Raw genomic sequence first — 25,511 nt, 5'->3', positions numbered from 1 at the left:
CCTTATCCTGGATTCGTTGAGACATCCGCCAGAAAAGAGACATTTCCGCTGTGGGAATAGATGACGGAATCCGCTCCAAGTCCTTTATAGACCAGTCTGGGATTCATCGAAGTCGTAATTACGTATATTGGTTTTGTCGTCCAGGTCCGGCACATCTGGATATACCGGCAGCATAAGGTCACACTGCTCTCGAACAGAAATACTCTGCCTACCGGAAAAGAGGGTCGGAACCATGTATTCTGATGATGTGTATCCACCACAAGATTGACTTCGATTCCCAGCTCCTCCAGACGCCGCTTCTCCGCCGCATTGTTGGCGATTCCTGCGATCTTGTAGCCTCTGAACTTTAAGATTTTGATAAAATGCTCCCCCGCTTTAGTCGGAGCGTTAATGAGTACATATTCTTCCGAATTCGCCATATCTTCCTCTCCTCCGGCCTAGGACTTCCATTCATTTCTCGTACGAACACAGCAAAAAACCACAAAGGAATTCCCTCTGTGGTCCAATTAGCGGTCACATTGTGCTCATCCTCTCTAATACGCTTACGAGGTTAGCTGTCGGATTCGGGCAGTGAGAGTCGCCCTACCTGTATCCATGCGAGCATTCTCTCGCACTTTCACAGGATTCACCCCATAACCGGCTCCGACTCTCACATCGGCTGCCGATTGTTGGTTCCCCCGCTTTCCATAACGGAAATTAAGCGGACTGCGTATTCGATTGTGTAGTAAACAGAAGTAATCATACTCTGGCGGTCACGGCCTTGTAAACCGCCAAACCTGCCAAAATAATGCATTTAGTAAACCCAATCCAGATCAGGTAGCGCTTACTTAAGCCTCAATCTCATCATTCCTCTTATTTACTCGGCTTATCAACGATTTGCGGAAAAGCATTCAGCGTTGTGATTTTATTCACCCAATGTTGAGTAAATTGCCTTTTGTGCTCTGATCACCCTAAATCAAAAGTAGTCGTATGCACGAGATAAAAAGCCGAAAACCGTTGATAAACACCCTTTTAGCGCATCTTACCGTTTCCTTTGCCAGAATTCCCTGAAAATCGGCTCAGAAGAATGTTTTTTCCTTTTTACAAAGCTCATGCGAAAAGAGTATGATTCGGTTTGAATCCAATGCATGAAATGCGATATGAACGCTGAATTCCCGCAGTGCGGGAAACGGGGGAACCATCAGGCCCGCAGGGCCTTACCTGGAAGATAAGAATCTTTCTTGGGGTGAATCCGAAGGAGACTGTGGTCTCATTAGGTAGGGCGACTCTCACCGTCCGAATCCGACAGCTAACCCCGTAAGCGACTAGAGAGAACCTTGATCCGCCACGTTTTTGCGCCAGGTGTATTTAAGCCTGTACCAAAACCGCAGCAGAGGTCCTCCTCTGCTGCGGTTTTTTGTGCTGAGGCTGCAGCTTATAAATGGGTAGGAGGGAAAACGAAATGAACCAGCGCAGGCTGTTACGTATAGAAGTGTTTGTATTCGATGCCCCCTGGCCATTCCATCATGCCGCGGAGTCATCCGGCAAATGCCGGTATGGTGTGCTGAAGCTTACGTGCAAGGCTGGGTGCAGCTGGGGAGCGGGGATACTGTCTGCGGAAGGCGATCATTTTGACGTCATTAAATGGAGCAGCTTTCTGAGAAGTATACGCAATCACAGGCTGGAAGAAGCCATAGAAATTGTACAGCAGCTAGGTGCGCAGTGGGAGCCGGGTCAGCAAGAAATCGTGCAAACGGCCCTGCTGGATTTAAAAGCCAAGCTGCAAGGCAAGGTCGTCACGTCACATCTGCAAATGGTTCCCTATTCCCGTACAGCTGGGGCCGGCGGTACGCCCCCCTTCAGACGGATGTACTATAAACCTTCAAGTTCCCTGCTGCATAAAGGCAGCTGGCAGGAACCGGACATAGCCGAGCTAATGGACAGATCCATCGCTTATTTCTCCATCTTATAATTTCTTATTCAGAAAGGAACGTGAAGACATGCCAGACCCATTATCCCCGGAATGGACAGCTGCCAGCGGGTTTGCGGAATATGTCCAAAAGAACACCGGAAATATTTATGCACTCACCAGTCTGCTGCTGGGAGAGGGTGCCGTTGCTGAAAAGACTGCGATGAAGACCTTCACTGAGCTTTATACCCGGTACCTTCATGATGATTTCATCCCGCAGCCTTTCTCTCTGGATGCGTACCGGGAGTGCATTCAGCAATGCTCCCGGGCTGCAGAGGAGTGCAGCCTCTTTGTTTCCAATGGATTAGCCTGGGAGGATCAGATTGTGCAGGTGTTATGGTACGGCATGCTGCTGCCTCTGCCGGCAATCAGCACCATTCTTGAGCAAAGCGTGCCAGTGCTGAAAACCCGGCTGAGACATGTGCGCGAGCAAATGTGCCGGTTGGAAACGTTGCGGCCTGAAGCAAACTTGTTTGTTGTATAGCTGCGTATGGAATATAGCAACTTGTCAAAGCGCATGAAAAAGCCGCAGCATAGTGCTGCGGCCTTTTCTATTTATACTCAGCTCTTGCCCTTGCCGCCTTTGGCGAATCTCCAGGCCGCTGTACAGCAGCCCAGCAAGCCCACTCCGAGCATTAACGTCTGCAGCACACCCAGCAGGGTAGAGCCCTCTGGCTTAAGCATGCTGCTGAGCAGAATCAGCAGAATTGAAGCTGCGAGGATCGCGGGGATTTGATTGTTTTTTTTCAAGATTACCACTCCTTATTAAATAACATACACCATAAACCTTCACTGATCCAGTTTGGCTCTGAACTCCCGGGGAGCCGCAAAAAAGCCGCGGTTTCCGAACCGCGGCTTCCTCAGTAAAACCTATGATCACTTCTTAGTTTGCGCGTTTAGAATGTCTGCCAAAGATGATTAATGACGCAATCATACCGGCAATGCCCATTCCTGTCAAAAGCCCTTGAATGAAATCAAGCACTCCTCAAAAGGTTTATATTGATGATTCCAATTAAATTTTGTAGGCCTTCATCGCTTTTCTGATCTCCTTGATGCTTGGGCGTTTGCCGTACATCAGCACTCCCGTGCGGTAGATCTTGGCGGCCAGCCAGCCGAACAGTAAGGTGGTTGCCAGTAAGATAAGAATCGAGATCAGAATCTCCCAGGTCGCTACCTCGCCAACGCCAATACGCAGCAGCATGCTGAGCGGAGAAGTGAATGGAACAAAGCTTGCTACCTTAACGAGCAGGGTATCCGGGACAGAGATGCTGAACATCGGAAGATATAAATTGACGAAGCCCAGCATAAGGATCGGCATGATCGCCTGGCCCAGGTCCTCGGTACGGCTGACAATGGAACCTACAGCTGCGTACATCAAGGCGTACAGGAAGTAGCCCAGAATATAGAGTACCAGTCCGTATAGAAGGATACTGATGTCCAGCTGCCCCAGATCAAGATCAAAATCGGTCAGGATACTGGCATTATGCGGAAGCATAAGGTTGGCAGCTACGCCTGCGGAGATAATCGCAATTTGCAGGATGCCGACCAGGAAGATGCCAATCACTTTGCCGAACATTTGCGTCAGTGGTGCAGCGCTTGTAATCAGGATCTCCATGATACGGGAGCTTTTCTCCGAAGTGATTTCGGCGGAGATCATATTGCCTGTCATCATAATCGACATAAAGAACAGCATAAGCAGGGCATATACAATCACATAGTTGATAATTGGCGGTGATTCCTCTGCCGTACCTTCATTTCCTGCTCCTTCTGAGCTGATTTGCTGGGTACCAATGGATACCGGGGTGTACATCGCAGCCACCTGTTCCGCAGTCAGCTTATCGCCTACAATCAGTTGAGTATTGGCTTGCTGCAGTGCATTCTGCAGATAGCTTTGCACATCCGAATCAATCTCACCGTTCTTGCTGTAGTAGGTAACCGCGGGAATGCCTTCACCGCTCTGTGCACCCAATGTGATATAGCCCTCGATGTTTTCCTCGTCCAGACCTTTCTTGAGGGCCGCATCATCGGCAGTAGCATATGGACTGATCGTTACCGGGGTCACGCCCTCAGGCGGACTATAGGCCTGGAGGAGCTCAGCTACGCGGTTGCCATCCTCTGCCACGACTCCGATCTGCACTTGGTTCTTTGCGGACCCGTCGTCTCCCTGGAACAGCTTCACCATATACGGAATGTTCATCCCGATGCTCAGCAGAACCACCAGAATCAGCGTAGTAATCAGAAAGGCCTTGGTTCTTACTTTATTCTTGAATGTAAAACCGATAATCGTCCCCATCTTATTCATTGGATTCACCTACCGCTCTAATAAAGATTTGGTTTAGCGTCGGTTCCTTGATCTCAAAATGCTCTACCTCGCCCTGTGCAACAGCATGCTGCAAAATGCGCTGGGCCGCACCGATTTCGCGGATCGAAAGAACATATCCCCGTTCCTGCCGCTGGACGGCAGTTACACCGGCGATACTTTCCAGGCCAGCCACTTCGCCCGTTGTGCGGAGTATAACCTCCTCGCGCGGGTAGCCTTTCTTAATCTCGCGGATATCTCCCTGGACCACTGTATTGGAACGGTCAAGAATAGTAATGTTGCGGCATAGCTCCTCAACATGCTCCATCCGGTGTGTAGAGAACAGGATGCTGGTGCCCTGATCCCGCATTTCGCGAACGGTATCCTTCAGCAGCTCCACATTGACGGGATCAAGCCCGCTGAAAGCTTCATCGAGAATCAGGATTTGCGGTTTATGGACAACCGCGGCGATAAAGCCCATTTTCTGCTGATTCCCCTTAGAGAGCTCTTCAATCTTCTTATTGTAATATTCCGGGACTTCAAAGCGGTCCAGCCAATAACGCAGGCTCTTGTCCGCATCGGCTGCTGCCATGCCGCGCAGGCGGGCCAGATAAATAATCTGGTCGCTCACCTTCACCTTCGGGTACAGTCCGCGTTCTTCCGGCAGATAGCCCATCAGATGCTGCAGTTCATTGCTATAGGACTTGCCGTTGTAGAGGATCTTGCCCTCGTCGGGATAGATCAGGCCAAGCACCATGCGCATTGTTGTTGTTTTGCCGGCGCCATTGGCTCCGAGCAGACCGTAAATCTCACCTTGCTCCACTTTTAGATTGATTTTGTTTACTGCGGTTTTGTCTCCATACTGCTTGACTACCTGTTCAAGCTTCAAAGCTTCCATTCGTTAGTCCCCTCTCTTCTGGTCGATCAGGATCGGACGATGTCCTTGTGTCCATAAGCTTAAAATCTCATCCAGCTCCAGACTGCGGCTCTTGATAACCTTTACGCCCAAGTCCTGAATGCGTTTCTCATTCTGATTAAATTGCTGGGTTATAAATGAAGCGACTCCCGGCGTCTCCAGTGCAAACTGCTGAGCCCCCGGCAATTCAGCCGCCAGTTCCCTAAGCTCTTCCTCATCCTGCACGCCCACCCACACCTCGCTCCATGAACCAAACAGGCTGTCCTTCTCCGCCATTCCAAGCAGCTGTCCCCGATGCATCAGTACAATAAAATCAGCCAGCCGCCGAACCTCCTCGACGATATGGGTGGAGATAACAACGGTCGCATCGCTCTCATCCATATACTTGCGGATCGACTCAATCATACTCTTCCAGGCGAAGGGGTCGAGACCCGAGGAGGGCTCATCCAGCAGCAGCAGCCGGGGCCGGGAAGCCAGCGCAGCGGCAATCTCGAATTTACGGCGTTCACCTTTGGACATCTTGCCCAGCTTGGCTCCCCTCGGCACTTCAAATTTATCCTGCAACTCCTGAAAGTAACCATGATCCCAGGAAGGGTACCAATGCCGGCGGAATTCGGCGGCCTCATCTGAGGTCCAGTAATTCTCCTCCGTTAGCGGGGTTTCCGGCACATAGGCAATGCTCTGGCGTAGTTCAAGCGGCAGACCTGCCTTGTGCTGCTCTTCAAACCAGAGGATCTCGCCTTCCTCCGGAAAGGTCAGCTGCAGCAGCATGTGAAGTAAAGTGCTCTTGCCGGAGCCGTTCTGGCCCACCAGTGCGGTAATATAGCCTTGCGGGAAATTCAGATTAAGCGGCCCTATCGTCCTGCTGCGCCGCTTCTTGCTTACATTCCGCAGCTCTATGGCCTGCTGTACCATGAGATGAACCCACCTTTCATTCCTGTTTGTTGTATTTGTCTTTTACAATCTCTACAAATATTCCCGTCAGTTCCTCTTCACTGCATTGGACCGACAGGCCAACATCCACCGCACTTTCCAGAGCTTTACGGACGGCATCCCGTTTGTATTCTTCCATCGCCCCGTCACCCACATGGGAGACAAAGGTTCCGGTTCCCTGTCTTGTCCGCAGCAGCCCCTCATTCTCCAGATCCTGATAGACCCGGCGGACGGTGATCACGCTGCATTTCAGATCTCCGGCAAATTCACGTATGGAGGGAAGCAGTGTCCCTTCCGTGATGCCTCCGCTGATGATCAGCGACCGGAGCTGGGTTTCGATCTGATGGTACAGCGGCTCGGCACTGTTCTCGTTAATCTGTATCGGTATCCACATAAGTTACCTCCGCCCTCTCATACGAGATCGCGGCTTTTAAGCCGGTGTATCGTCAATTTGGAAAATAATTGCACGGATACCGTGCCCAGCAGCAGCGTTCCCCACATCAGCGGAGATAACAGCCCCCATTCCTTCGAGCAGGAGATGCTGTACAGAAACAAATTTCCATCCCCCCATTGAATCAGCAGCGCAACCCCGAAGGACAGCAGCATCAAGGTCAGGGTGATCCAAAAGTACGCTTTGCCGCTAACCAGAAACTCCACAACAATATAGATGCCAGTCATCATCAGGCCATAACCGATCCAGGTAAATGCAAACGCAACGTATGAAGTCCCTGACAGCTGGCTGCGTATATTGTCACTAATGGCGTACATTAAACCGAAGAACAATACGCCATTCAGACAAAATGAGAACATTGCATCCAGCTTTCTTTTGCAGAGGATCACCGCAGCCGGAACAGGTAAACTCCGCATATAAGCCAACATCCGGGTGTAGGAGTCTTCACTTAAATATTTCATGGTACGCCGCGAGAACGTGAAGCCCAACATGGGAATCATAGAAATCAGCAGGAAGTCGGACATCAGCCTTCCGTCACTTCCGCTCAGCGCGTCTTCCGTGACCATTCCAGTCATAGCGGCCATATATCCCATAAAGATAATGGAAAACAGCAGGACCCTCACTATGTTCAGCTTGTCACCGCGGAAATCTGCACGGACCAGCACCCAGGCGTCTCTAAATATTGTCATTACCTTTAACCTCGCTTTGTTGTTTCTCCTGCGGTAGGCTGCAGCGGATAGACACGGTTCAGTGTGTATCTCTCTGTGCTTACTGTATATATCTATATACACAGTATATGACCTGTATTTTCCATTGTCAAGAATCATTTGTAATAAATTTCAATCGGCTATAAAGTAGGAATCAGCGGAGATTTGTAGGCTACTCGAGAGAAAATACTCAGTATCGGGGAGGTTCATATGATTAGTGACCCATGGTTTACTGTTCAGCAAATGGATGAAGCCACATTCGCAATCAGCGAATACGGGCATTGGGAGAAGGTGCATTCCTTTCTGCTGCTGGGGGAGGAAAAAGCTGCACTGATTGATACCGGTCTTGGCATCGGCAATATCAAAGAAATAACGGATCAGCTGACCTGCCTGCCGATTGAAGTGCTCACCACTCATGTACATACGGACCATATCGGCGGCCATGGACTATTCAGCAGTATTTATGTCCATGAAGCGGATAAGGACTGGCTGGTCCATGGCATTCAGGGTTTGTCTATTGAGCAAATCCGCAGGGACATCGGCAGAGATCTGACCCGGCCTGTGCCGGAGGGCTTTGACCCGGACGCTTACAAGCCTTTTCAGGGCGAGCCAGCCGGCTTATTAAGCGATGGGGACCTCATCTCTCTGGGCGGCAGAACACTTAAGGTGTACCACACTCCCGGGCATTCTCCGGGTCATGTATGCTTTGTCGATAAAGACCGCGGTTATTTGTTTACGGGTGATCTGCTATATGATGAGACGCCTGTGTATGCTTTTTATCCTTCAACAAGTCCTGCCGATTTGGTCAATTCCCTGGAGAGAATGGCTGCATTAGACGGAATCAACAAAGTTTACGGTTCACATAATACACTGGGTCTAGAAGCGGAGATTCTGGAGGAAGTGAAGCTGGCGGTTAAGTTTCTGCGGGAACATGAACTGGATCATTTCGGCACGGGGATTCACACATTTAACGGCTTTAGTGTGCAGTTCTGATACGGAACGTCTGTGATCATGCGGACTACAGTTCCGTTATATTGCCCAATCTCGCGGCTTGTGAAGGAGTTCAGACTCAGAAGACGCTCACGCCCAATCCTGTTAAGGCAAAGAGGGACTGTCCCAAGCATCCATTCGCATGGCGCAGGCACAGTCTCTCAGTAATCCCATTAAATACTACAATTTAAAATTCAAGATTTATGTATATCGTGCCATATTTTGTCGTACAATATCACTTATGCGACATTTTTTCCGAAAAAAAATAGGCTTCTGCGTACTTGCGCATTACGAAGCGATTATGCATTCATTATAGGGCATATCCATACTGCTGTATAGGAACTTCCCAGAAATACTAGCGTATTTTGTAAAACTTTGTCTTATTGAATAAAAATCCGCAGGCTGTCCTCTACAAAATCAGGGGCAGCCTTTTGAATTTGCTGCACGGTATGGAGATACCGCTGAGTAGTATTGATGTGGGAATGCCCCAGCGATTCCTGCACCTGCTGTAGTGAGGCGCCCTGCAGCAACGCAAGTGTGGCATTGGTGTGGCGCAGCCAATGTGGAGTAAGCTTTTTCTCAATAGAGCTCGCCTCTCCGGCTGTCTTGATAATCCGCTCTACTTGTCTTGATGATAACGGGAACATCAGAAGCTCCGGGGCAGGATCACCTTTCCCGGCAATGGCGCTGGATAATTGGGAGTACAGCTGCCAAAGGGTCGGCGGTACCTTGATCTCTCTGCGTTTGCCACCTTTAGCATTCGCGATGGTCAGCCAGAGAGAGGTTTCCAGCGGATCTGTGTGGAAATCCCCCCATTTCATCGCCGTCAGCTCAGATACACGAAGCCCCAGCATCACCAGCGTCAGCCCAATCAGGTAATTGCGCAGGCCCTGCGTCTGGAGCTCCCCCAGCAAATCCCCCACCTCTCTTTTGGTTAAGAAATTTTTTCGGCTGGTAATCGTAATTTTGGGAATCCGCACACTTGAGGTCGGATTAGCTGCAAAGATGCCAATATGCTGATCACTGCCCCATTTATAAAATGATTTCAAAGGTGCGAGGAACGCGGCAATACTTGCCGGCGCCAGTTGCTTAGGATAGCTGTAACCTCCCTGGGTCAGAAAGAATTTATACGCCTCAATCTCCCTCCAGGTAACCTCCTGCAATGATGTGCCAACTATGAATTTACGGAAATCAGCAATCGCCCGCCTATAATTACGACGTGTATTTGCATTGGCACAGCAGGTTGCCACAAACATCTGAACAATCTGATCGTCACTGAAATTGCCCTCCCCAGAGTAAACCAAACCTAACTGGGCGTTGCTCAATTCTGCTTGTTTTATTGTCATTTCATTGCTCCTCTATGATTAAAAATGTCGCATAAGTGATATTGTACGACATCTTTCCGGTTTTTTGTCTCATTTCCTCACGTCGAGAAGGACCAGAGACACATCAGGAGTAACATGCTAATGAATTGTTAAGAAAAGGAGGAAGGAACCCAGCGCCTGAGGAGCGGCTGCTTAATCACTTATTTGAGAAAACGGAGGTAAAATATGGAGTCTGCCACACAGAAACAATATGTCGAATTCGGGGTGGACAACGAGCATTATGCCATCCCCATCTCCGATGTTCATGAAATTATAAGAATGCAGGAAATTACGGATATTCCAAACGGCCACTACTACGTTAAGGGCATTATCAATCTGAGAGGGAAAATTGTGCCGGTGCTAAGCCTGAGGGTGCTGCTGGATATGGCGGAAATTGCCGAGACTAAGCATACACGCATCCTGGTGGTTCATCACCTGGAGGAATCCATTGGTGTCATTGTTGACAACGTGAATAAAGTGACTACGTTCAATGATATTCAGCCCGCACCGGACAGTGTCTCCGGAATCAGCGGTTCCTTCTTCACCGGAATAGGCTTCTCTTCTTCGGGTCTGGTCGGAATTCTGAAGCTGGATGAGATACTGCTGCGCGAATAACCGGAGGCTACACGGAGAGAAGGTGAATTATGGTTGACTTATCAGAATATCGGGGAATTTTTCTTGAAGAACTGGAGGAGCAGCTGCAACTGATCGAAGATGAAGTTCTCCGGCTGGAGCAGATAGGGGAGACGGAAGACGGAATACAGCAATTCTTCCGGGCAGCCCATACCCTCAAAGGCTCCTCGGCGTCCATGGGTTACAACAGGCTGAAGGAGGTCAGACACCATCTTGAGCATCTGCTTCACCAAATGAGGAACGGGGAACGGCAAGTAACGGATGAGCTTATCCGCCTGTTCTTCCAGGCACTGGATGGAATGCGCGCGCTGCAAAGTGAAATCGCCGCTGCAGACCATGAGACGACAGACGTATCCGAGCTGATTCAGAGGCTCAAGACATTTGGTGCGCAGGGACTGCATGGACATGACCGTGGTCCGGCTGTACAGCCAAACAAAACCGAAACTCCGCTACAGCTTTTCTGGCTTCATATATGGCTCTCCCCGGCCTGTGAAATGAAGCTGCCACGTCTACATCTTATCGACGCCAAGCTGCGGGACCTCGCCACGGTCCTTAGAATGAAGCCGGAGCTGGAAGAGATTGAAGCCCATGACAGCGGGGTCGATGGTGCATCCTGGATGCTGTCCCCCAAGGGGAATATCGAGGAACTCCGGCAGCAGATCTCCTCCATTATGGATGTTGAGAGTATCTACATAGAAGAAGTGAAGGACATCTCACTTAACCCTGCTGCAGAAAAAAATTCGACTCAGCCGGAACCGGAGAGCCGGGGCCTCCCGGACCCGCTGGAGGCACTGCCGGCTACTGCTGACAAGATAAAGCCCCAAACCATTCGCGTACATATTGAGCGGCTGGAAAAGCTGATGAACCTGGCGGGTGAATTGGTAATTGATCAAACCCGGTTCCATCTCCTGAACCGCAGATTTCACGGGCAATACGGAGCCAATGGCCTGACAGAGGAGCTGGGACAGTTGGCCGATCATCTGTCGACGATCACCCGTGAACTGCAGGAGAATATGATCAAGGTACGGATGCTGCCTATAGAGCAGCTGTTCAACCGGCTGCCGCGCATGGTCAGAGATTTGTCATACTCACTGAACAAGCAGATCGAGCTGGTCATTGAAGGCAAGGAAACAGAGCTGGACCGGACACTAATTGAGGAACTCGGCGACCCGCTTATCCATCTTCTGCGGAATGCGCTGGATCACGGCATAGAAACCCCGGAAATCCGGCGTAGCGCGGGCAAAAGTGAAACAGGCACCGTCCGGGTTGCCGCCTCCCATGAGGATAATCAGGTCATCCTCGTCATTGAGGACGACGGGGCTGGAATCGATGCCGAGGCCATCCTCCAATCCGCCATCAATAAGAGCATCATCACAGCCGAAGAGGCCCGTTACATGAATGAGGATGAAGCGCTGCGCCTTATTTTCAGACCCGGCTTTTCTACTGCCGCTCAAGTAAGCGATATCTCCGGCCGCGGGGTAGGGATGGATATTGTCCGCAATGATATTGAACGGATTAACGGAATGATTGATATTGAGACCACCAAAGGGCAAGGCACCCGGTTCCGTATCCGCCTGCCCTTTACCCTGGCTATCATTCGGGGGCTTCTGGTAAATGCCGGCAATGCGACCTTTGTCATTCCCATGAGCAGTGTGGCCGAAATTATCCGCACCGCTTACGGTGAGATCAAGACCGTTCGGGGCCAACCGGTTATTACAGCACGCAACCAGCTCGTCCCGGTGGTCTGGCTGCATGATTGCCTGGGGATCCCAAGAGCGGAGACAACTGCATCTTCGATCCCGCTGATCATTCTGGGGCGCGGGGAGAAACGGCTGGCGCTGGCAGTGGATACGCTTGTCGGTAATCAGGACATTGTAATTAAAACGCTGGGATCATACATAGGCAAGTCAGACAGCACTTCAGGGGCCACCATCCTGGGAAACGGCAAAATCGCACTCATCATCGACACCGCAAGTCTGTTTTTCAACGCAGGTTCTTTGGTTTAACAAATTCATGATCACTGGGGGAATCGGGTATGAAATGGTTTTATAATTTAAAAACAAGCGTGAAGTTAATCTCATCCTTTTTGGTGGTTGCTGTCATTTTGGCCTTCGTGGGTCTTTATGGTCTGAACAATCTGGGTTCAATCAATGACAGTCTTGATGATATGTATACGAACAATCTGGTGCCCGTCTCCTCTCTTCAAAGCTCCCAGAACAGCTTCACCAGTATGCGCGGCATCGCCCGGGATCTGTATATTAAAGAAACGCCTGCGGAACGGCAGCAGCGCGTGGAAGACTATGAAACTGAAAAGCAGAATGTGCTGGATAGCATCGCAGCCTTCCGCAAAACAAAGCTCAGCGAAGACTCCATCCAGGCGATCGCTCCATTCGAAGCTGCCTGGAACGAATATTTGAATACTTATGAATCCCTGATCAGCGCATCCCTTGCCCAGCGGGACGACGAACTGCTGGACACGCTCCGCAGCACCACTCTGGCCAATGAAGCGGATGCCCTAAAGCAAATCATCAACAATCTGATCAGCATCAATATCAAAGAAGCGGATCAGGCCAAACAGGATGGAGCATCCCTGTACAACTCCTCGCGGACTATTACGCTTGCTGTCGTTGTAGCTGCCGTGATGCTGTGCATCCTGCTCGGCTATATGATCTCCCGAATCATCTCGAAGCCGCTGGCTAAGGTAGTCCAGATCCTCTCCAAGGTAGCTGATGGCGACTTACGTAGCCAGACGGAGATCGACACCAAAGATGAAATCGGCATGCTGGCGTTTAAGGTCAATGAGATGGTCAGCAATCTTCGCCGGACTGTCGGGTCCATCCTTACGCATTCCCAAAGCCTGTCCGCCGCCGCAGAAGAGATTTCCGCCAGTACACAGGAGATAGCCAGCGGCAGCACAAGCACTGCGAATGATGCCGGGACGATCAGCGAATTATTTAAAGAGCTCTCCAGCGCCATCCACTCCGTAGCGCAGAACACCGAACAGGCCTCGGTCATCTCGGATGAAACTGTGCTGATTGCCGAAGATGGCAACAGCATCATTCAGGAATCTATGGAGAGCATGCAGTCTGTCAGCGGGCAGATGGCCCGGCTGGAGGAGGACTCCCAAAAGGTCGGGGACATTATCGATGTCATCGAGGATATCGCTGATCAGACAAATCTGCTCGCGCTTAACGCAGCTATTGAAGCCGCAAGGGCCGGAGAGCAGGGACGCGGCTTCGCCGTGGTTGCCGATGAGGTGCGGAAGCTTGCCGAACGCAGCGGCGAGGCCACCAAGCAGATTACAGGCATCATCAAGGGCATGCAGGCGAACACACGCTACAGTGTAAGCGCCGTACAGGAAAGTGCCGAATTGTCGCAGAAAACCGGCGTCTCTTTTCATAAGATCGTCACGATGGTGAATAACGCCGGCCAGAAAATTTCCGAGATCGCTGCTGCCAGTGAAGAGCAAGCGGCACAGTCGACCAATGTGCTGGCCGCTGTCGAGAATATTTCTGCCACCACCCAACAGTCTGCCGCAAGCAGCGAGGAGTCTGCATCTTCCGCCCAATCTCTGGCCAGCCTGGCCGAGGAGCTGCAGAGCACCGTCTCCTCCTTCCGCCTGTAGCCTATATTTGAACAAAAGACCTGTGAACCTGCAAGTTCCAAAGCGGAACCGCAGGCCTCACAGGTCTTTTGGTACTTTTACAGTGTCAGATCAGGCACCTAAAATAATTTGCCAGACCGGCTTTGTGTGCCCGCCCGGATAAAAGATGTACAGCAGCACATACACAGCGACACCCGTAATAGCAGTAATAAACCAGATGACAGCAGTCACTCTTCCCCATTTCCGGTGTTTGGCAAATTGAGCCTTGAAGCCCAGCGTCAGCGTAGTGATGCCGAATACGGCGGCTACCGTCGCCAGCACGATATGGAAAATCAGAAAGATGTGGTAGAGCGTCGACAAATCGGCCGGTCCACCCCAGGATGTGTTGCCTACGAATGCCGTTCTGGACACGTACACAATGAAAAACAAGATGGCAGCAACAGCGGCGGCAATCATTGTCTTCTTGTGCGCTTCGCGCTTGCCCTTAATGATTTGTCTCCAGCCAATCGCCACCAGCAACGCGCTGATTACGATGAAAGATGTGCTGATCGTTGGAAACAATGTGAAAATATCCATGATTATCCCCCTCGGCGCTCGCCAGCTATGCACGAGCAAGAAGAAGCCGCTACATTGTTCTTTGCAGAGCGTATGCTTCCGATGCCAGCAATACTCTGTATCGCTCTCAGGTATCCGTTGCTTTTAGAAATACAAGGATAAGTCAGGCGTGTGACTCAGCCTTCCTTGTATTTCAAATAGCCATCCCCCGGTTCGGCGGATGGCGCGGAAACCTCCGCATCGTCTTGCCCGTTCTCTTTTTTATACCAATGATAGAACACATAAGCAAGCATCGAGGCAAAAATAAATTCCTGAATGAACTTCATGGCGATGCCCCCCACCTGCTGATCGACCTTGGGCGACAGCCATCCGAAGAACGCCGGACCACCGAACGTCTGCAGCAATGAAGCAGGATTTCCCGATACACAGTAGCCCATCGCCCGCGCCCAGGTGTCTGGATCACTGTACGTGGCATATAGGGGAGTCCCCGCAAAAATAATCAGCCCGCAGGCCGGTGTCAGCAGCACCATATTCAGGAAGATAAAGCCTACCTGGCCAAGGCCGCCAAGTTTCCGGCACTCCGGCAGAGGATTTATCAGATTCCACCACATGAGGATAGAGGTCAGAAAAAGCAGGCCGTAATAGAGCCGGTGAACCGTAAAATGCAGCATCACGTAATCATGAACCACTGGAATATGGTAAAGCGAGAACAGTCCGTTGAACAGAAGGGCCGCTACCACCGGCTGTGCCAGAAAGGCAAAACGCCGCAATGGGTTCACCTTAAGAAAAGCACGCCAGACCCAGTCCGGAATCCCGAGCATAATCAGCGGCACTGCCACCAGATAGGACAGAGCCATACTGACCATATGGAAGGAAAAGAAGATATGGCCCAGCAGGCTGACCGGCCCGCCCTGCGCAAGGTAAAGAGCCAGCATTCCGCTAAGAAACAAACCCCTGCGCCATACAGGAACTGCAGAAGCACCGGAGAACCGACCGGCAAGCGGACCGATCAATACGAAATATCCGGCCGTCAGCAGCAGCAGCACCGCCAGAAAAAGCGGACTCCACAAATCCTCAAAGCTGAAATATTGTAATCCCAGCATGATTAGAAGCCTCCTTAATCCCACCAAACCCAATACAGTGCCATGATAATGCAGGTTCCGGCGATAAAAAAGCCGCCCAGCATAAATAGAATCGGTATCAAATGTCCCTTGTCCTTCAGATGCATCCAGAAGCCCATCTGCAGAAAAACCTGCAGAACGGCCATGACCAGCAGCAGAATCACGGCAAAGGTCGCGTTGACTCCTCCGGCCGCAACAGCTGCAAAGGCAATCAGCGTCAGAATAACAGAGAAGATAAACACCACGATATGCCGCTGCGGCCCTTCCTGCCGGTGGCGGTGCTTCACCGCGCTATCCGGAGAACGCTGTTCTGTCGCCATAGCTAACCCACCTTTCCGAGCAGGTAAACAACCGTGAAGATAAACACCCATACCACATCGATAAAATGCCAATACATCGCGGACACATAAATCTTAGGTGCCGTGACCACCGTCAGCCCTTTATAGCTCAGCTGCCCGATCAGCACGGCGATCCACACAATCCCGAAAGCAACGTGAGCACCGTGGAACCCGACCAGTGTATAGAACGCCGAGCTGAATGCACTGGTAGTCATCCCGAATTTCTCGTGTCTTATATATTCGCTGAATTCGTAGATTTCCAGCCCGAGAAAGGCCGCGCCAAGCACTACAGTAACCAGCAGCCAGTTCCGCAGCAAGGCAGGCTGGTTCCGGTGCATCGCCTGAATGGCGAATACGCTCGTCAGGCTGCTCACCAGCAGCAGGAAGGTTGCGGCGGCAACCAGCGGCAGATGGAACAATTCGTTCGCAGACGGACCGTCATTCGTCTGGTTTCGCAGCGCCAGGAACGTAGCGAACAAGGTGCCGAAAAGCACCGCTTCTCCACCAAGGAACAACCAGAAGGCCAGCACTTTGTTGCGGCCTTCCGCCGTCGCTTTTTCCGGTTCGTGCGGGAGAGTGCCTTTTGCAGTTTCAGCATGTGCCGTTGTCATGTCGGTTCACCTTCCTTCCAGCTCTTCGGGTTCGATATGCCAGCCATGATCATCAAAGAGCGAGCGCATCAGCATCGACCCGAAGGTTATCAGAAGACCCAGCGCCGTAACGATATAGTTATTAAAGAGAAAACTCATAAAGCTGTTGCCAAAATCATCACGGCTGAACATAAAGCCAAGTCCGGCAATAAAGATACCAACCGACATCAGGAACGGGTGCACCGTCGCTGAAGGCATATGAATGGAGCCTACCGGTTCGGATGGCGTCATGCCCTTGTGCCCGGCTGTTTTTTCCTTCCAGAAAGCATCCAGACCGCGCACCAGCGGCGTTTGCTTGAAATTGTATTCCGGAGGCGGTGAGGAAATGGTCCATTCCAGCGTCCGTCCGTCTTCCCACGGATCATCCGCCGCATCTGCCGGCTTTCTGGAAGTGATGAAGACATTGGCCAGGAAAAACAGCATCCCTACACCCATAAGCCCTGCCCCGATCGTACTGATCAAATTAAGCAGGTCGAATTGCTGATTCGGCAAATACGTAAATACGCGGCGCTGCATCCCCATAAGCCCCAGGAAATGCTGTACAAAAAAGGTCATGTGAAACCCGATGATAAAGGTCCAGAAGGTCCATTTGCCCAGGTGTTCGCTGAGCATTCTTCCGAACATTTTAGGCCACCAATAATGCAGGCCCGCGAACAAGCCGAGCACCAGGCCGCCGACAATTACATAGTGAAAATGGGCAACGACAAAATACGTGTCATGAAACTGGAAATCGGCAGGAGCAGAAGCCAGCATGACACCTGTAACCCCGCCCATGGTGAAGGTTGGAATAAAGCCGACCGCGAATAAATTCGGGGTGGTAAAGCGTACTTGCCCGCCCCACATCGTGAACAGCCAATTGAAAATTTTGATTCCTGTCGGAACGGCGATCAGCATCGTGGATACAGAGAACAAGGCGTTCGCTACCGGTCCGAGGCCGGTGGTGAACATATGATGCGCCCAGACCATGAAGCCAAGGAAGGCGATCAGGATCGTCGCAAAGACCATGGAGCTGTACCCGAACAGCCGCTTACGCGAGAACGTCGGGATGACCTCGGAGATAATGCCGAAGGCCGGAAGAATCAGAATATACACTTCGGGATGACCAAAGATCCAAAAAATATGCTGCCAGAGTACCGGATTGCCGCCGCCGCTGGTCTCAAAGAAATTGGCGCCGAGAATCCGGTCGAAGGTGAGCAGCACAAGCCCTACTGTAACTGCGGGAAAAGCGAACAGGATAATAGCGGAAGTGATAAAGGTGGCCCAGGCGAACATCGGCATCCGCATAAATGACATTCCCGGAGCCCGCATCGTAATGATCGTAGCCAGGAAGTTAATGCCGCCGATTAGTGTGCCTAACCCGGCAATCTGCAAGCCGATCGTGTAGAAATCCACCCCGTGGGTGGTGCTGTAGGAGCTGGAGGATAGTGGGGTATAAGCGGTCCAGCCGGCATCGGGCGCTCCCCCCATAATCCAGCTGAGATTAAGCAGAATGCCGCCGAACAGAAACGTCCAGAAGCCAAGCGCATTCAGAAAAGGAAAAGCTACGTCGCGCGCACCGATCTGCAGCGGGATAACCGCATTCATCAACGCGAAGATGACCGGCATGACCCCGAGAAAAATCATCGTTGTCCCGTGCATCGTAATCAATTCGTTAAAGGTCTGGGCATCCAGAAAGGTATTCATCGGCTTGATCAGCTGGATGCGGATCAGAATGGCCTCCAGCCCGCCGATGCCAAAAAAGATCCCTCCGGCCCAAAGGTACAAAATTGCAATCTTCTTATGATCGACGGTGGTGATCCAGTCCATGATCCCGGTATGCCGTTTGACGCTGTGGCCATGCCTCAAGGGCTGGGAAGGATTCAAGGATTGCGCTGCTTGAGCCAAGGTACGTACCCCCTTTTCAAATATGCTGCTTCTGCTTTGGGCAATAGGCTTTATTCCAGCGTGTAGCCGGCCAGATATTCGGCAATTCCGTCAATCTCTTCATCACTGAGTCCCAATTCCTTGGGGTCAGGCATCCGGTTGCCCGGCTTGACGCTTTGCGGATCATGCAGCCAGGTCTTAAGATTCTCCAGGATCGGCGCTCCGTCGACACCTGTGTCGTCGTTCAGCAGGATACCAGCCACCGACTCGCGGGACCCGATCCCGGTGAGGGACGGACCGTTGCTGCCTACCATATCACCCACTGCGTGGCAGGTCAGGCACGCGGACTTGAACTTTTCCGCAAGCGCCGGATCTTCAGGCATCACTGCCGGGGCTTTCATGGAAGCAATCCATGCCGTGAACGCATCCTTGCTGACCGACTTCACTTTAAATTCCATAAATCCGTGGGAAGGACCACACAGCTCTGCGCATTTGCCGCGGTAAACGCCTTCATTTGGCGCACTGAAGCTGAAATGGTTCGTTGACCCGTCCGGGTTGGTATCGATTTTTCCGGAGAGAGAAGGTACCCAGAAGGAGTGCAGCACATCCTTTGTAGTCAGCTCAAAGGCGATATCCACGCCCGCAGGAATCACCAGATCCTGCGCCGTTGTCACACCGTAATCGGGGTATTCGAATTCCCACCAGTATTGGTGGCCGGTCACCTTGACCTTAACTGCATTCTTATCATCCGAATGATCATCTCCTGCGGCAAACACCGCCTGCACGGTCGGAACCGCCAGCACAATTACAAGGATCAGCGGGATAACCGTCCACAGCACTTCAAGCTTGAAGCTGCCTTCCACCTGTTCAGGGATCTCATGCTGGCCCGGTTTCCTGCGGTAACGGATAAGCACGTAGGCCGCAATGGCAAAGACGATCAGCAGCACGACAATCATGATGGTAATCGACAGCTTCATGAGTCCGAACGAGCTTTCCGCTGCAGGTCCCTGCGGTCTGAGCACCGACAAGTCCTGCCGCCCGCATCCTGCGAGAATGAGTCCAAGCGTTGCTGTCATGGGAAGAAGCCGTTTACCAGCCTGCCACGTTTTCATCATTGATCTACCCCGCTTTTCCCGATTTCGTAGATTAGAGGATTTTCCTGTCAATTATAACAATCACTATTAATATAAGTTTATGGGGGTCTTTTGTCAATCGTTCACAGCAAGTTCACAAAGCATTTTTTCAAACAGCAAAAGCTTGTCCTTACTGTATTTAAGAGCGCTTACAAAAAATGAATCTTTTATCATTTTTTCTTTAAAGCGCATACATATCTATTTGTGTCTATTAATTCATTTGACTATTTTATGATTTATGAATTTGCAAAAAATATGCGCACAAAAAAAACCGCTTCCTGCGGCAGCAAGCCGCCCGGGCACGGTTTATGAGAATCCTCATGGATGTAATTCCAAATTTGATGTCGTCAAATAGCAGGAAGTATTCCTGTCTGTAAATTAGGAGACGGATGAGTTTATTCTTCCCAACTCATGCTCCACGACCATAGTCAGCTCTTCTTCATAGCCTCCTGTGATCCGATACTTCCGGACATACTCCTTCACAAATTTCTTGGGATCTTTGGGCCGGAAAATGCGTGTCATTTCCCGTAGACTTTCCTTCACTTCGTTATGACCTTTACTTGCCATGATCAGTTCCCTCCCAAAACATTGAAAATGAATGCTCCGTTGTAGAGAATGCATGATGAAAAGTCCGCCGTAACCTCGAAATGCAAGTCAAGAAACCGTAACACATACGTGGCTTGCATTATCCGCCTAAACGTTCATCCCATAAATATGGAGGTCCGCCTTGCCGGTGAAGCAGGTTCGTCGTGATTTGGGCTGAGAGTAAGATGCACCAAATGCGGAACACCTTGACACTTTACTTACCCGAAGAGCCACTTGCTGAATCACTCCTTTCGGGCCTTATCGTTATATTGTATCATATTCCAGTCCAACTTCCACCTTTCCTTGTAAAATTTACGTACGTAAAATATTTTTTTACTCTTCTCTACCGCAGCAGGTGAGGCTTGCAGACTTTTGGTTAAAATAACGTATCCGCTGCCGCATCCTAGACTCCGGCAGGCAGCGTGGAAAGGGGATTGCTATGAGCCAGCAGCTGTCTTTACTACACACACCTAACAACCCGGCACCCGTTATAGCAGCAGCCCGTCCGGATGACACCGGAACCTGCCCTCTTCGACTGGAGAAGGCCCATCAGGCAGTTACGAAAGAATATCCCAAAATGCATAGTATGCTTGTCGTCCGCCACGGGCAACTGATATTTGAACGGTATTACGGGGGATATCATGCCGGAATGCTGAATGATCTTCGTTCAGCCACCAAAAGCTTCCTCTCTCTTCTTATCGGCATTGCCATCGGCAAAGGCCATATTCCGGGAGTCCACTCCTTTGTAGCCGAAGCTCTTCAGAGATATCTGCCACCCCGCTGCTCTCCGCAGCTTTCGGAAATTACGCTGCGCCACCTGCTGACCATGACCTCCGGCTTCAGGTGGATTACCGGCAAGAAGCTCGGAGAACCGCTCGTACGTAATCTGCAGCGCAGCAGCCGCTGGACTTCTTACGCTCTTAGCCTGCCCATTGATCATGAAAATATTGGGCAGTTTCAATACCGCAGCAGCGACTCGCATCTAATTTCTGTTATGCTGAGCGAATTCTCAGGGCTGGACGCTTACAGCTATGCCAGAGAGCATCTGTTTGGACCGCTGGACATTCACCACACCGCCTGGCTGCCCAGTCCTGAAGGGCACAGCATGGGCCATATCGGCTTATACCTGACCTCGCGTGATCTGGCTAAAGTCGGTATGGTCCTGCTGGGCGGCGGCCTTTACAAAGGGCAGCAGATGATCCCGCAGAATTGGCTGGAAGATGCGTTCACAGCCCAGACCCCCGGATATCCGGCCTACGGTAATTACGGGTATCAATTCTGGAACGGCATGATGAGCAGCCAGCCCTACGTGCTGGCTCATGGACACGGGGGCCAGCAGCTATTGCTGCTGCCGAAGCTGGACGCCGCCGTTATATTCACCGCCGAGAGCGCGGTCAGCCGGTGGAAGCACCCCCGCAGACTGGTTGAACAATACATTATACCGGCGATGGAGCTTTAGCATGTCTAACGGAAAGGAAGAATGCTTTTTCACTTGAACCCCTTCCCGGTCCACATACTTTGCCGGGACAAATCATAGGCTCATAGAGAAGAGGGAACCGGTTAGCCGCCTTCTTCTCCAAGTACAAGGAGAGTGAGCCCTTTGTCCCCTTTCAGATCTTCCACCGGACTGCCTGACCATATTGCCGCCGCCCTATGCTACTTCTTCCCCTTTATTGGGGGCATCGTTTTTCTGGCCCTGGAGAAACGCAGCCGCTTCGTGCTCTTTCATGCGTTGCAGTCGCTGATCGCCTTCGGGACACTGATGATTGTCCATGTCCTCAGCGGCTTCATTCCGCTGCTCGGCGCTCTCGTCGCCGCCTTAATTTCCCTTTGCAGCTTCGCCGTATGGCTTCTCATGATCTATCATGCTTTGGGCGGAAGATGGTATAAGCTTCCCTGGGCAGGGGAGATCGCCGAAAGCCAGCTCCGTCAGTTGTAGCCTGCCTCCTGCTGTTTATCCTTATTTTTAAGATTCCCTTTTGAACGTCCACTCCGTACAATGGAATCAGGACATAGAGGAATCTACAGGCTGGAGGAACATACATGTACTTATTGATCATAAATCCCCGTTCCGGCGGCGGAGCAGGCCAGCGGACATGGCACACGGTCGAAGGGATGCTGCATTCACGCGGCATCCCTCATGAGCCCTTGTTCACGCAAAACGCCGACCGCGCCGAAACCCAGGTGCTTGGGGCGCTCGCCCGGCGCGACGACTGGCGCGCCGCCATCGTCATCGGCGGCGACGGCACGATCCACAGCGTGCTGGGCGCGCTGCGGCGCAGAGGTGTGCCGCTGGCCGTCATCCCCGCCGGCTCCGGCAATGACACGGCACGCGGCTTCGGCATCCCGCTGGCCACAGAGGCCGCGCTGGAGGCTGCGCTGCAGGACCGCTGCCTCGAAGCCGATCTGCTCTCGGGGGCGGGCGGCCTCACCCTGACCGCCGTAGCCAGCGGCTTCGATGCACAGGTAGCCGTAAATGTGAACAACGGCTTCTACAAACGGCTGTGCAACGCCATCGGCGCCGGACAGCTGGCCTATATCATCGGCATTCTGCATACGCTGATGACCTTCAAGCCCTGCCGGGTGAGCGTCACCTGCGACGGGAAGGAGCAGGCTTTCGAGAAAGCCTGGCTTGTCTCGATCTGCAACCTGCCAAGCTATGGCGGCGGGCTGCTGATCTGCCCGCAGGCGGAGGCCGATGACGGCCTGCTCGACGTCTGCGTCGTGCACGGCTGCAGCCGCATGCAGGTGCTGCGGCTGTTCCCGACGCTGCTGAAGGGCACGCATGTTGCGCTGCCCTTCGTGACGATGCTGCGCGGGCACAGCGTAGCTGTCCACTTCGCGCAGGCCCGCCATGCCATCGGCGACGGCGAAACCCTCGGCACGGCGCCGCTGGCCGTGCGCTGCGAGCCGGGCGCGCTGCGCGTGCTCTCGCCGCTGGCGGCGGCCCGCGAACAGGGCGCGGCTGGCCCTTGCCAGGCAAGCGTGTAGGACGCGGCGGGCCCGTACCCAGTCAGCGTCGTATGGGACGCGGCTGGCCCGTACCCAGTCAGCGGCGTGTAGGACGCGGCGGGCCGGGGTACCCGCAGCGCGAGTTCCATCGCGCTTGCGAATGAATGGCCTGCGTGGCCACGCTTCGGCGGCCTGCGGCTAGCCCGCAAACGCAGCTCCATTCTGCTTATACTTTGTTTCCCAGCTGTGGCTATGCCGCTGCCCTTTGGGGTCGCGGGAGATAATTGCAGTTTGTACAACTAAACGGGCTGGTTCCACTTCCGTTCAGCACTTAACTGCACTCTGTACATCTAAATTCCGGTTTCTGGTCCATTTTCGGCATTAAGACGGATATCTACTGTACAAAATACAACTAAAACGGAATGCCGAGCAAATAAGGAACATTTAGTTGTACAAATTGCAATTACTGCGCAGTAATCCCTATAGCCACAGCATAAAGACCCCATACTCCGCAAAGCTGGAGCATGGGGTCTTTATGAGCTATAATACTGCGGGGTCAGCCCGGCAGGCCGCCGGCTTCCTCCACGAAGGAGATCAAGCCATCGTCAAGCGAAGCAATCCGTACCAGCGATTCCACACGGTAGCCGGCTTCCTTCAGCAGCTTGTTGCCAGGCTGGAAGGCTTTTTCGATCACGATGCCGATTCCGGCTACGCTGCCTCCCGCCTGTTCCACGATCCGGGCCAGCCCGAAGGCCGCTTCACCGTTGGCAAGGAAATCATCGACGATCAGCACGCGTTCACCGGGAGCAATGAACTTTTTGGAAACTGTGATATCATTGCTTTCTTTTTTCGTAAAAGAGTAGACCTTCTCCACATAAATATCTTCGGTCAGGGTCAATGATTTCTGCTTGCGTGCAAAAATGAGCGGAACCTCAAGCTCCAGCGCCGTCATAATGCCGGGGGCGATCCCCGAGGATTCGATGGTCAGCACCTTCGTCACCTTTTCTCCGGCAAAACGGCGGGTAAACTCGCGGCCGACCTCACGCATCAGAAACGGGTCCATCTGGTGATTCAGAAAAGAATCGACCTTGAGCACACCTTGACCGAGAACAATACCTTCATTGATAACCTTCTGTCTCAATAACTCCATTCTGTGCTCCTTCCTCTCCATCTCAAATGGACCCTGTCTTAGTTTTTACAGGCCAGACGGCTTCTGCGGCAGCAAATTGCCGACAATCGACTTCAGTTCGTTGTCCTCTTTGCTATTCGCCTTGCCGCTGTCAAAGCTCGTGATGCGGATTTCCGAGTACTTCTCTCCCGGATTCACAGGTTTAAAAATCAGCTTCTCACGGTCTTCCAGCCGAACGTTGAACTTCATGTCCTTGAACATGCCAATCAGTTCATTTTCTCCCGGGACTTTACCCTCTTCCAGAAACAAGAGACCTCTGAGTGACTTGATCCCTTCCGGATGCTGCACATCAAAATGAATAATACACTCCACGCTTTCACCTCCCCAGCTTAATTTCGGCTTGCGAGCAGCTTGACCCTTACCCAAACACGTTTCCTAATGGCCTGGCTCTTGCTGCTCTTCCGAGTCTTCCAATTCTTCCAATTCCTCATGTTCCTCTTGTTCGTCCGGTTGCTCCTGTTCGCCCAGTTGTTCATGCTCCTGGTCATGCAGTACATATTTACCGTAAATGTGGCTGTAGCGTTCCCCGTACCTTCTTGTTAGCTCGGGGCCCATATCCTCTTCCAGCTCGAAGAGCACCATCTCCTGCGTAAAGTGGTTCAGCAGCAGTTCCACCAGCACCTGATGTTCGGTTACGACCGCCTGCGCCGTTCCGTCCTCATACCGCATGCCGAGCATGCACCAGTTCCTGTCGATCACAAAGGAAAACTTCCGCCCGCCGCTCCGGCGCGGCTTTCCGCCCAGCGGCGGCCATACCGGATAAGGTGCGGGAACCTCGTTGCCGCCGTCAAAGGCCCACAACAGCTTCACTCCCCGCAGCTCTGCCTGCTCCAGCTCATTGCGCAGCAGCGAAGCTTCCTCACGCCATACATCTACTACGATTTCCTGCTCAGCAAGATTCAGTTGGCGGATCAGTTCCTCCATCACATTCCGGTCACCCTCCACATTGTAGAAAGAGGGATTGACCGGGCCGCCGCGCGGCATTTCACTTTCCATATAAGCCAGTGAAGCCGATACCCGTCCGGAGATCATGGTCGCGAGCTCTTCCGGGTCCAGCACACTGTAACGCGCCGGTTCCCCTTCACCGCATCTTACATAACCTTGCTGAGTCAGACGCTGAAGCGCCGCATATACGTTGGATCTTGATACTCCGAGCTGCTTTGCCACTTCATAACCCGAAGCCTGGCCTTTGCTGGCCAGCTCGACCATAATTTTGGATTCCATCTCTGTGAAACCCAAATTGCGCAGATGCAGCAGCAACTGTTCCATCTATGTTGTCC

27 protein-coding genes and 2 riboswitches are annotated in these 25,511 nt (G+C 52.1%); of the genes, 9 read left to right on the top strand and 18 right to left on the bottom strand.

What is annotated here, in order from left to right; all coding sequences use genetic code 11:
* Nucleotides 1-2 precede the first annotated feature (2 nt).
* Complete coding sequence (locus tag ACAN56_RS25885) at nucleotides 3-419, bottom strand: hypothetical protein (RefSeq protein ID WP_038585433.1); 417 nt, start codon at nucleotides 417-419, stop codon at nucleotides 3-5.
* A 105-nt stretch (nucleotides 420-524) separates the two neighbouring features.
* A riboswitch (cyclic di-AMP (ydaO/yuaA leader) is annotated at nucleotides 525-713 on the bottom strand.
* Between the two features lie 421 nt (nucleotides 714-1,134).
* Nucleotides 1,135-1,317: riboswitch (cyclic di-AMP (ydaO/yuaA leader) on the top strand.
* 124 nt (nucleotides 1,318-1,441) lie between these two features.
* Here ACAN56_RS25885 and ACAN56_RS25880 point away from each other — a divergent pair.
* Together ACAN56_RS25880 and ACAN56_RS25875 are read left to right on the top strand one after the other, a co-directional pair.
* The gene (locus ACAN56_RS25880; protein WP_379146406.1) at nucleotides 1,442-1,951 is read left to right on the top strand and encodes a hypothetical protein; all 510 of its coding nucleotides are present in this window, start codon (nucleotides 1,442-1,444) and stop codon (nucleotides 1,949-1,951) included.
* A gap of 28 nt (nucleotides 1,952-1,979) precedes the next feature.
* On the top strand, nucleotides 1,980-2,432 hold the full coding sequence (locus ACAN56_RS25875; RefSeq protein WP_342438208.1) for a hypothetical protein: 453 nt from the start codon (nucleotides 1,980-1,982) through the stop codon (nucleotides 2,430-2,432).
* A 77-nt stretch (nucleotides 2,433-2,509) separates the two neighbouring features.
* On the opposite strand, the gene ACAN56_RS25870 is transcribed toward ACAN56_RS25875, so the two are convergent.
* From ACAN56_RS25870 to ACAN56_RS25845, 6 genes are all read right to left on the bottom strand, one after another.
* The gene (locus tag ACAN56_RS25870) at nucleotides 2,510-2,698 is read right to left on the bottom strand and encodes a hypothetical protein (protein ID WP_038585425.1); all 189 of its coding nucleotides are present in this window, start codon (nucleotides 2,696-2,698) and stop codon (nucleotides 2,510-2,512) included.
* 262 nt (nucleotides 2,699-2,960) lie between these two features.
* On the bottom strand, nucleotides 2,961-4,250 hold the full coding sequence (locus ACAN56_RS25865; protein WP_379146403.1) for an ABC transporter permease: 1,290 nt from the start codon (nucleotides 4,248-4,250) through the stop codon (nucleotides 2,961-2,963).
* Nucleotides 4,243-5,145: an ABC transporter ATP-binding protein gene (locus ACAN56_RS25860; protein ID WP_379146401.1), complete on the bottom strand. Its 903-nt coding sequence runs from the start codon at nucleotides 5,143-5,145 to the stop codon at nucleotides 4,243-4,245. Before ACAN56_RS25860 ends, ACAN56_RS25865 begins: the two co-directional genes overlap by 8 nt.
* 3 nt (nucleotides 5,146-5,148) lie before the next feature.
* Entirely contained in the window at nucleotides 5,149-6,078 is a 930-nt protein-coding gene (locus ACAN56_RS25855; protein ID WP_379146399.1) for an ATP-binding cassette domain-containing protein, read from the bottom strand.
* Between the two features lie 16 nt (nucleotides 6,079-6,094).
* Nucleotides 6,095-6,490, bottom strand: a complete 396-nt coding sequence (locus ACAN56_RS25850; RefSeq protein ID WP_038585414.1) for a GntR family transcriptional regulator — start codon at nucleotides 6,488-6,490, stop codon at nucleotides 6,095-6,097.
* 17 nt (nucleotides 6,491-6,507) lie between these two features.
* Nucleotides 6,508-7,236, bottom strand: a complete 729-nt coding sequence (locus ACAN56_RS25845; protein ID WP_379146397.1) for a hypothetical protein — start codon at nucleotides 7,234-7,236, stop codon at nucleotides 6,508-6,510.
* Between the two features lie 228 nt (nucleotides 7,237-7,464).
* On the opposite strand from ACAN56_RS25845, the gene ACAN56_RS25840 reads away from it, so the two are divergent.
* Nucleotides 7,465-8,247 (top strand): MBL fold metallo-hydrolase, encoded by a 783-nt coding sequence (locus tag ACAN56_RS25840; RefSeq protein WP_379146395.1) that lies wholly within the window; start codon nucleotides 7,465-7,467, stop codon nucleotides 8,245-8,247.
* Nucleotides 8,248-8,624: 377 nt separating this feature from the next.
* Here ACAN56_RS25840 and ACAN56_RS25835 read toward each other — a convergent pair whose 3' ends face one another.
* A complete protein-coding gene (locus ACAN56_RS25835; RefSeq protein ID WP_038585405.1) occupies nucleotides 8,625-9,590 on the bottom strand; it encodes a tyrosine-type recombinase/integrase in 966 nt (321 codons plus the stop codon).
* A 204-nt stretch (nucleotides 9,591-9,794) separates the two neighbouring features.
* On the opposite strand from ACAN56_RS25835, the gene ACAN56_RS25830 reads away from it, so the two are divergent.
* From ACAN56_RS25830 to ACAN56_RS25820, 3 genes are read left to right on the top strand one after another with little or no spacing between them, the layout of a single operon-like run.
* Nucleotides 9,795-10,223 carry a chemotaxis protein CheW gene (locus ACAN56_RS25830; RefSeq protein WP_038585402.1) on the top strand — a complete coding sequence of 143 codons (429 nt, stop codon included), beginning with the start codon at nucleotides 9,795-9,797 and terminating at the stop codon, nucleotides 10,221-10,223.
* Nucleotides 10,224-10,252: 29 nt separating this feature from the next.
* A complete protein-coding gene (locus tag ACAN56_RS25825) occupies nucleotides 10,253-12,247 on the top strand; it encodes a chemotaxis protein CheW (RefSeq protein ID WP_379146392.1) in 1,995 nt (664 codons plus the stop codon).
* 29 nt (nucleotides 12,248-12,276) lie between these two features.
* Nucleotides 12,277-13,866, top strand: coding sequence for a methyl-accepting chemotaxis protein (locus ACAN56_RS25820; RefSeq protein ID WP_038585397.1), 1,590 nt, complete (start codon nucleotides 12,277-12,279; stop codon nucleotides 13,864-13,866).
* 90 nt (nucleotides 13,867-13,956) lie between these two features.
* On the opposite strand, the gene ACAN56_RS25815 is transcribed toward ACAN56_RS25820, so the two are convergent.
* The 7 genes from ACAN56_RS25815 to ACAN56_RS25785 form a co-directional block, all read right to left on the bottom strand.
* Nucleotides 13,957-14,421: a DUF420 domain-containing protein gene (locus ACAN56_RS25815; RefSeq protein ID WP_038585395.1), complete on the bottom strand. Its 465-nt coding sequence runs from the start codon at nucleotides 14,419-14,421 to the stop codon at nucleotides 13,957-13,959.
* Nucleotides 14,422-14,576: 155 nt separating this feature from the next.
* Nucleotides 14,577-15,503 carry a cytochrome c oxidase assembly factor CtaG gene (gene ctaG, locus ACAN56_RS25810; protein ID WP_076113732.1) on the bottom strand — a complete coding sequence of 309 codons (927 nt, stop codon included), beginning with the start codon at nucleotides 15,501-15,503 and terminating at the stop codon, nucleotides 14,577-14,579.
* Between the two features lie 14 nt (nucleotides 15,504-15,517).
* A complete protein-coding gene (locus tag ACAN56_RS25805; RefSeq protein ID WP_038585393.1) occupies nucleotides 15,518-15,841 on the bottom strand; it encodes a cytochrome C oxidase subunit IV family protein in 324 nt (107 codons plus the stop codon).
* A 2-nt stretch (nucleotides 15,842-15,843) separates the two neighbouring features.
* Entirely contained in the window at nucleotides 15,844-16,470 is a 627-nt protein-coding gene (locus ACAN56_RS25800) for a cytochrome (ubi)quinol oxidase subunit III (RefSeq protein WP_379146388.1), read from the bottom strand.
* 6 nt (nucleotides 16,471-16,476) lie between these two features.
* Entirely contained in the window at nucleotides 16,477-18,315 is a 1,839-nt protein-coding gene (gene ctaD, locus ACAN56_RS25795; protein WP_052092420.1) for a cytochrome c oxidase subunit I, read from the bottom strand.
* Nucleotides 18,316-18,443: 128 nt separating this feature from the next.
* A complete protein-coding gene (gene coxB / locus ACAN56_RS25790) occupies nucleotides 18,444-19,487 on the bottom strand; it encodes a cytochrome c oxidase subunit II (protein ID WP_038585390.1) in 1,044 nt (347 codons plus the stop codon).
* A 396-nt stretch (nucleotides 19,488-19,883) separates the two neighbouring features.
* Nucleotides 19,884-20,072: a hypothetical protein gene (locus tag ACAN56_RS25785; protein WP_038585388.1), complete on the bottom strand. Its 189-nt coding sequence runs from the start codon at nucleotides 20,070-20,072 to the stop codon at nucleotides 19,884-19,886.
* Between the two features lie 457 nt (nucleotides 20,073-20,529).
* Between ACAN56_RS25785 and ACAN56_RS25780 the strand changes: the two genes are divergently transcribed.
* The 3 genes from ACAN56_RS25780 (at nucleotide 20,530) to ACAN56_RS25770 (ending at nucleotide 23,081) form a co-directional block, all read left to right on the top strand.
* Nucleotides 20,530-21,549 carry a serine hydrolase domain-containing protein gene (locus tag ACAN56_RS25780; RefSeq protein WP_379146385.1) on the top strand — a complete coding sequence of 340 codons (1,020 nt, stop codon included), beginning with the start codon at nucleotides 20,530-20,532 and terminating at the stop codon, nucleotides 21,547-21,549.
* Between the two features lie 141 nt (nucleotides 21,550-21,690).
* Entirely contained in the window at nucleotides 21,691-22,029 is a 339-nt protein-coding gene (locus ACAN56_RS25775) for a DUF4870 domain-containing protein (protein ID WP_038585383.1), read from the top strand.
* A 104-nt stretch (nucleotides 22,030-22,133) separates the two neighbouring features.
* On the top strand, nucleotides 22,134-23,081 hold the full coding sequence (locus ACAN56_RS25770) for a diacylglycerol/lipid kinase family protein (protein ID WP_379146382.1): 948 nt from the start codon (nucleotides 22,134-22,136) through the stop codon (nucleotides 23,079-23,081).
* Between the two features lie 517 nt (nucleotides 23,082-23,598).
* On the opposite strand, the gene ACAN56_RS25765 is transcribed toward ACAN56_RS25770, so the two are convergent.
* From ACAN56_RS25765 to ACAN56_RS25755, 3 genes are all read right to left on the bottom strand, one after another.
* On the bottom strand, nucleotides 23,599-24,192 hold the full coding sequence (locus ACAN56_RS25765; protein WP_038585377.1) for a xanthine phosphoribosyltransferase: 594 nt from the start codon (nucleotides 24,190-24,192) through the stop codon (nucleotides 23,599-23,601).
* Nucleotides 24,193-24,237: 45 nt separating this feature from the next.
* Nucleotides 24,238-24,543, bottom strand: coding sequence for a hypothetical protein (locus ACAN56_RS25760; protein WP_038585374.1), 306 nt, complete (start codon nucleotides 24,541-24,543; stop codon nucleotides 24,238-24,240).
* Nucleotides 24,544-24,606: 63 nt separating this feature from the next.
* Entirely contained in the window at nucleotides 24,607-25,500 is an 894-nt protein-coding gene (locus tag ACAN56_RS25755) for a TrmB family transcriptional regulator (protein WP_379146379.1), read from the bottom strand.
* Nucleotides 25,501-25,511 lie beyond the last annotated feature (11 nt).

Source organism: Paenibacillus paludis, assembly GCF_042610515.1.
GTDB lineage: Bacteria > Bacillota > Bacilli > Paenibacillales > Paenibacillaceae > Paenibacillus_AQ.
The sequence above is the reverse complement of the archived record's forward strand: the minus strand, read 5'-3'. Positions and strand labels throughout refer to the sequence as shown.

Excerpts from the sequence above, each read along its gene's own strand:
- ACAN56_RS25885 (WP_038585433.1), bottom strand. The coding sequence starts at position 419 with ATGGCGAATTCGGAAGAATATGTACTCATTAACGCTCCGACTAAAGCG.
- ACAN56_RS25880 (WP_379146406.1), top strand. The coding sequence starts at position 1,442 with ATGAACCAGCGCAGGCTGTTACGTATAGAAGTGTTTGTATTCGATGCC.
- ACAN56_RS25875 (WP_342438208.1), top strand. The coding sequence starts at position 1,980 with ATGCCAGACCCATTATCCCCGGAATGGACAGCTGCCAGCGGGTTTGCG.
- ACAN56_RS25865 (WP_379146403.1), bottom strand. The coding sequence starts at position 4,250 with ATGAATAAGATGGGGACGATTATCGGTTTTACATTCAAGAATAAAGTA.
- ACAN56_RS25860 (WP_379146401.1), bottom strand. The coding sequence starts at position 5,145 with ATGGAAGCTTTGAAGCTTGAACAGGTAGTCAAGCAGTATGGAGACAAA.
- ACAN56_RS25855 (WP_379146399.1), bottom strand. The coding sequence starts at position 6,078 with ATGGTACAGCAGGCCATAGAGCTGCGGAATGTAAGCAAGAAGCGGCGC.
- ACAN56_RS25850 (WP_038585414.1), bottom strand. The coding sequence starts at position 6,490 with ATGTGGATACCGATACAGATTAACGAGAACAGTGCCGAGCCGCTGTAC.
- ACAN56_RS25845 (WP_379146397.1), bottom strand. The coding sequence starts at position 7,236 with ATGACAATATTTAGAGACGCCTGGGTGCTGGTCCGTGCAGATTTCCGC.
- ACAN56_RS25840 (WP_379146395.1), top strand. The coding sequence starts at position 7,465 with ATGATTAGTGACCCATGGTTTACTGTTCAGCAAATGGATGAAGCCACA.
- ACAN56_RS25835 (WP_038585405.1), bottom strand. The coding sequence starts at position 9,590 with ATGACAATAAAACAAGCAGAATTGAGCAACGCCCAGTTAGGTTTGGTT.
- ACAN56_RS25830 (WP_038585402.1), top strand. The coding sequence starts at position 9,795 with ATGGAGTCTGCCACACAGAAACAATATGTCGAATTCGGGGTGGACAAC.
- ACAN56_RS25825 (WP_379146392.1), top strand. The coding sequence starts at position 10,253 with ATGGTTGACTTATCAGAATATCGGGGAATTTTTCTTGAAGAACTGGAG.
- ACAN56_RS25820 (WP_038585397.1), top strand. The coding sequence starts at position 12,277 with ATGAAATGGTTTTATAATTTAAAAACAAGCGTGAAGTTAATCTCATCC.
- ACAN56_RS25815 (WP_038585395.1), bottom strand. The coding sequence starts at position 14,421 with ATGGATATTTTCACATTGTTTCCAACGATCAGCACATCTTTCATCGTA.
- ctaG (WP_076113732.1), bottom strand. The coding sequence starts at position 15,503 with ATGCTGGGATTACAATATTTCAGCTTTGAGGATTTGTGGAGTCCGCTT.
- ACAN56_RS25805 (WP_038585393.1), bottom strand. The coding sequence starts at position 15,841 with ATGGCGACAGAACAGCGTTCTCCGGATAGCGCGGTGAAGCACCGCCAC.
- ACAN56_RS25800 (WP_379146388.1), bottom strand. The coding sequence starts at position 16,470 with ATGACAACGGCACATGCTGAAACTGCAAAAGGCACTCTCCCGCACGAA.
- ctaD (WP_052092420.1), bottom strand. The coding sequence starts at position 18,315 with ATGGACTGGATCACCACCGTCGATCATAAGAAGATTGCAATTTTGTAC.
- coxB (WP_038585390.1), bottom strand. The coding sequence starts at position 19,487 with ATGATGAAAACGTGGCAGGCTGGTAAACGGCTTCTTCCCATGACAGCA.
- ACAN56_RS25785 (WP_038585388.1), bottom strand. The coding sequence starts at position 20,072 with ATGGCAAGTAAAGGTCATAACGAAGTGAAGGAAAGTCTACGGGAAATG.
- ACAN56_RS25780 (WP_379146385.1), top strand. The coding sequence starts at position 20,530 with ATGAGCCAGCAGCTGTCTTTACTACACACACCTAACAACCCGGCACCC.
- ACAN56_RS25770 (WP_379146382.1), top strand. The coding sequence starts at position 22,134 with ATGTACTTATTGATCATAAATCCCCGTTCCGGCGGCGGAGCAGGCCAG.
- ACAN56_RS25765 (WP_038585377.1), bottom strand. The coding sequence starts at position 24,192 with ATGGAGTTATTGAGACAGAAGGTTATCAATGAAGGTATTGTTCTCGGT.
- ACAN56_RS25755 (WP_379146379.1), bottom strand. The coding sequence starts at position 25,500 with ATGGAACAGTTGCTGCTGCATCTGCGCAATTTGGGTTTCACAGAGATG.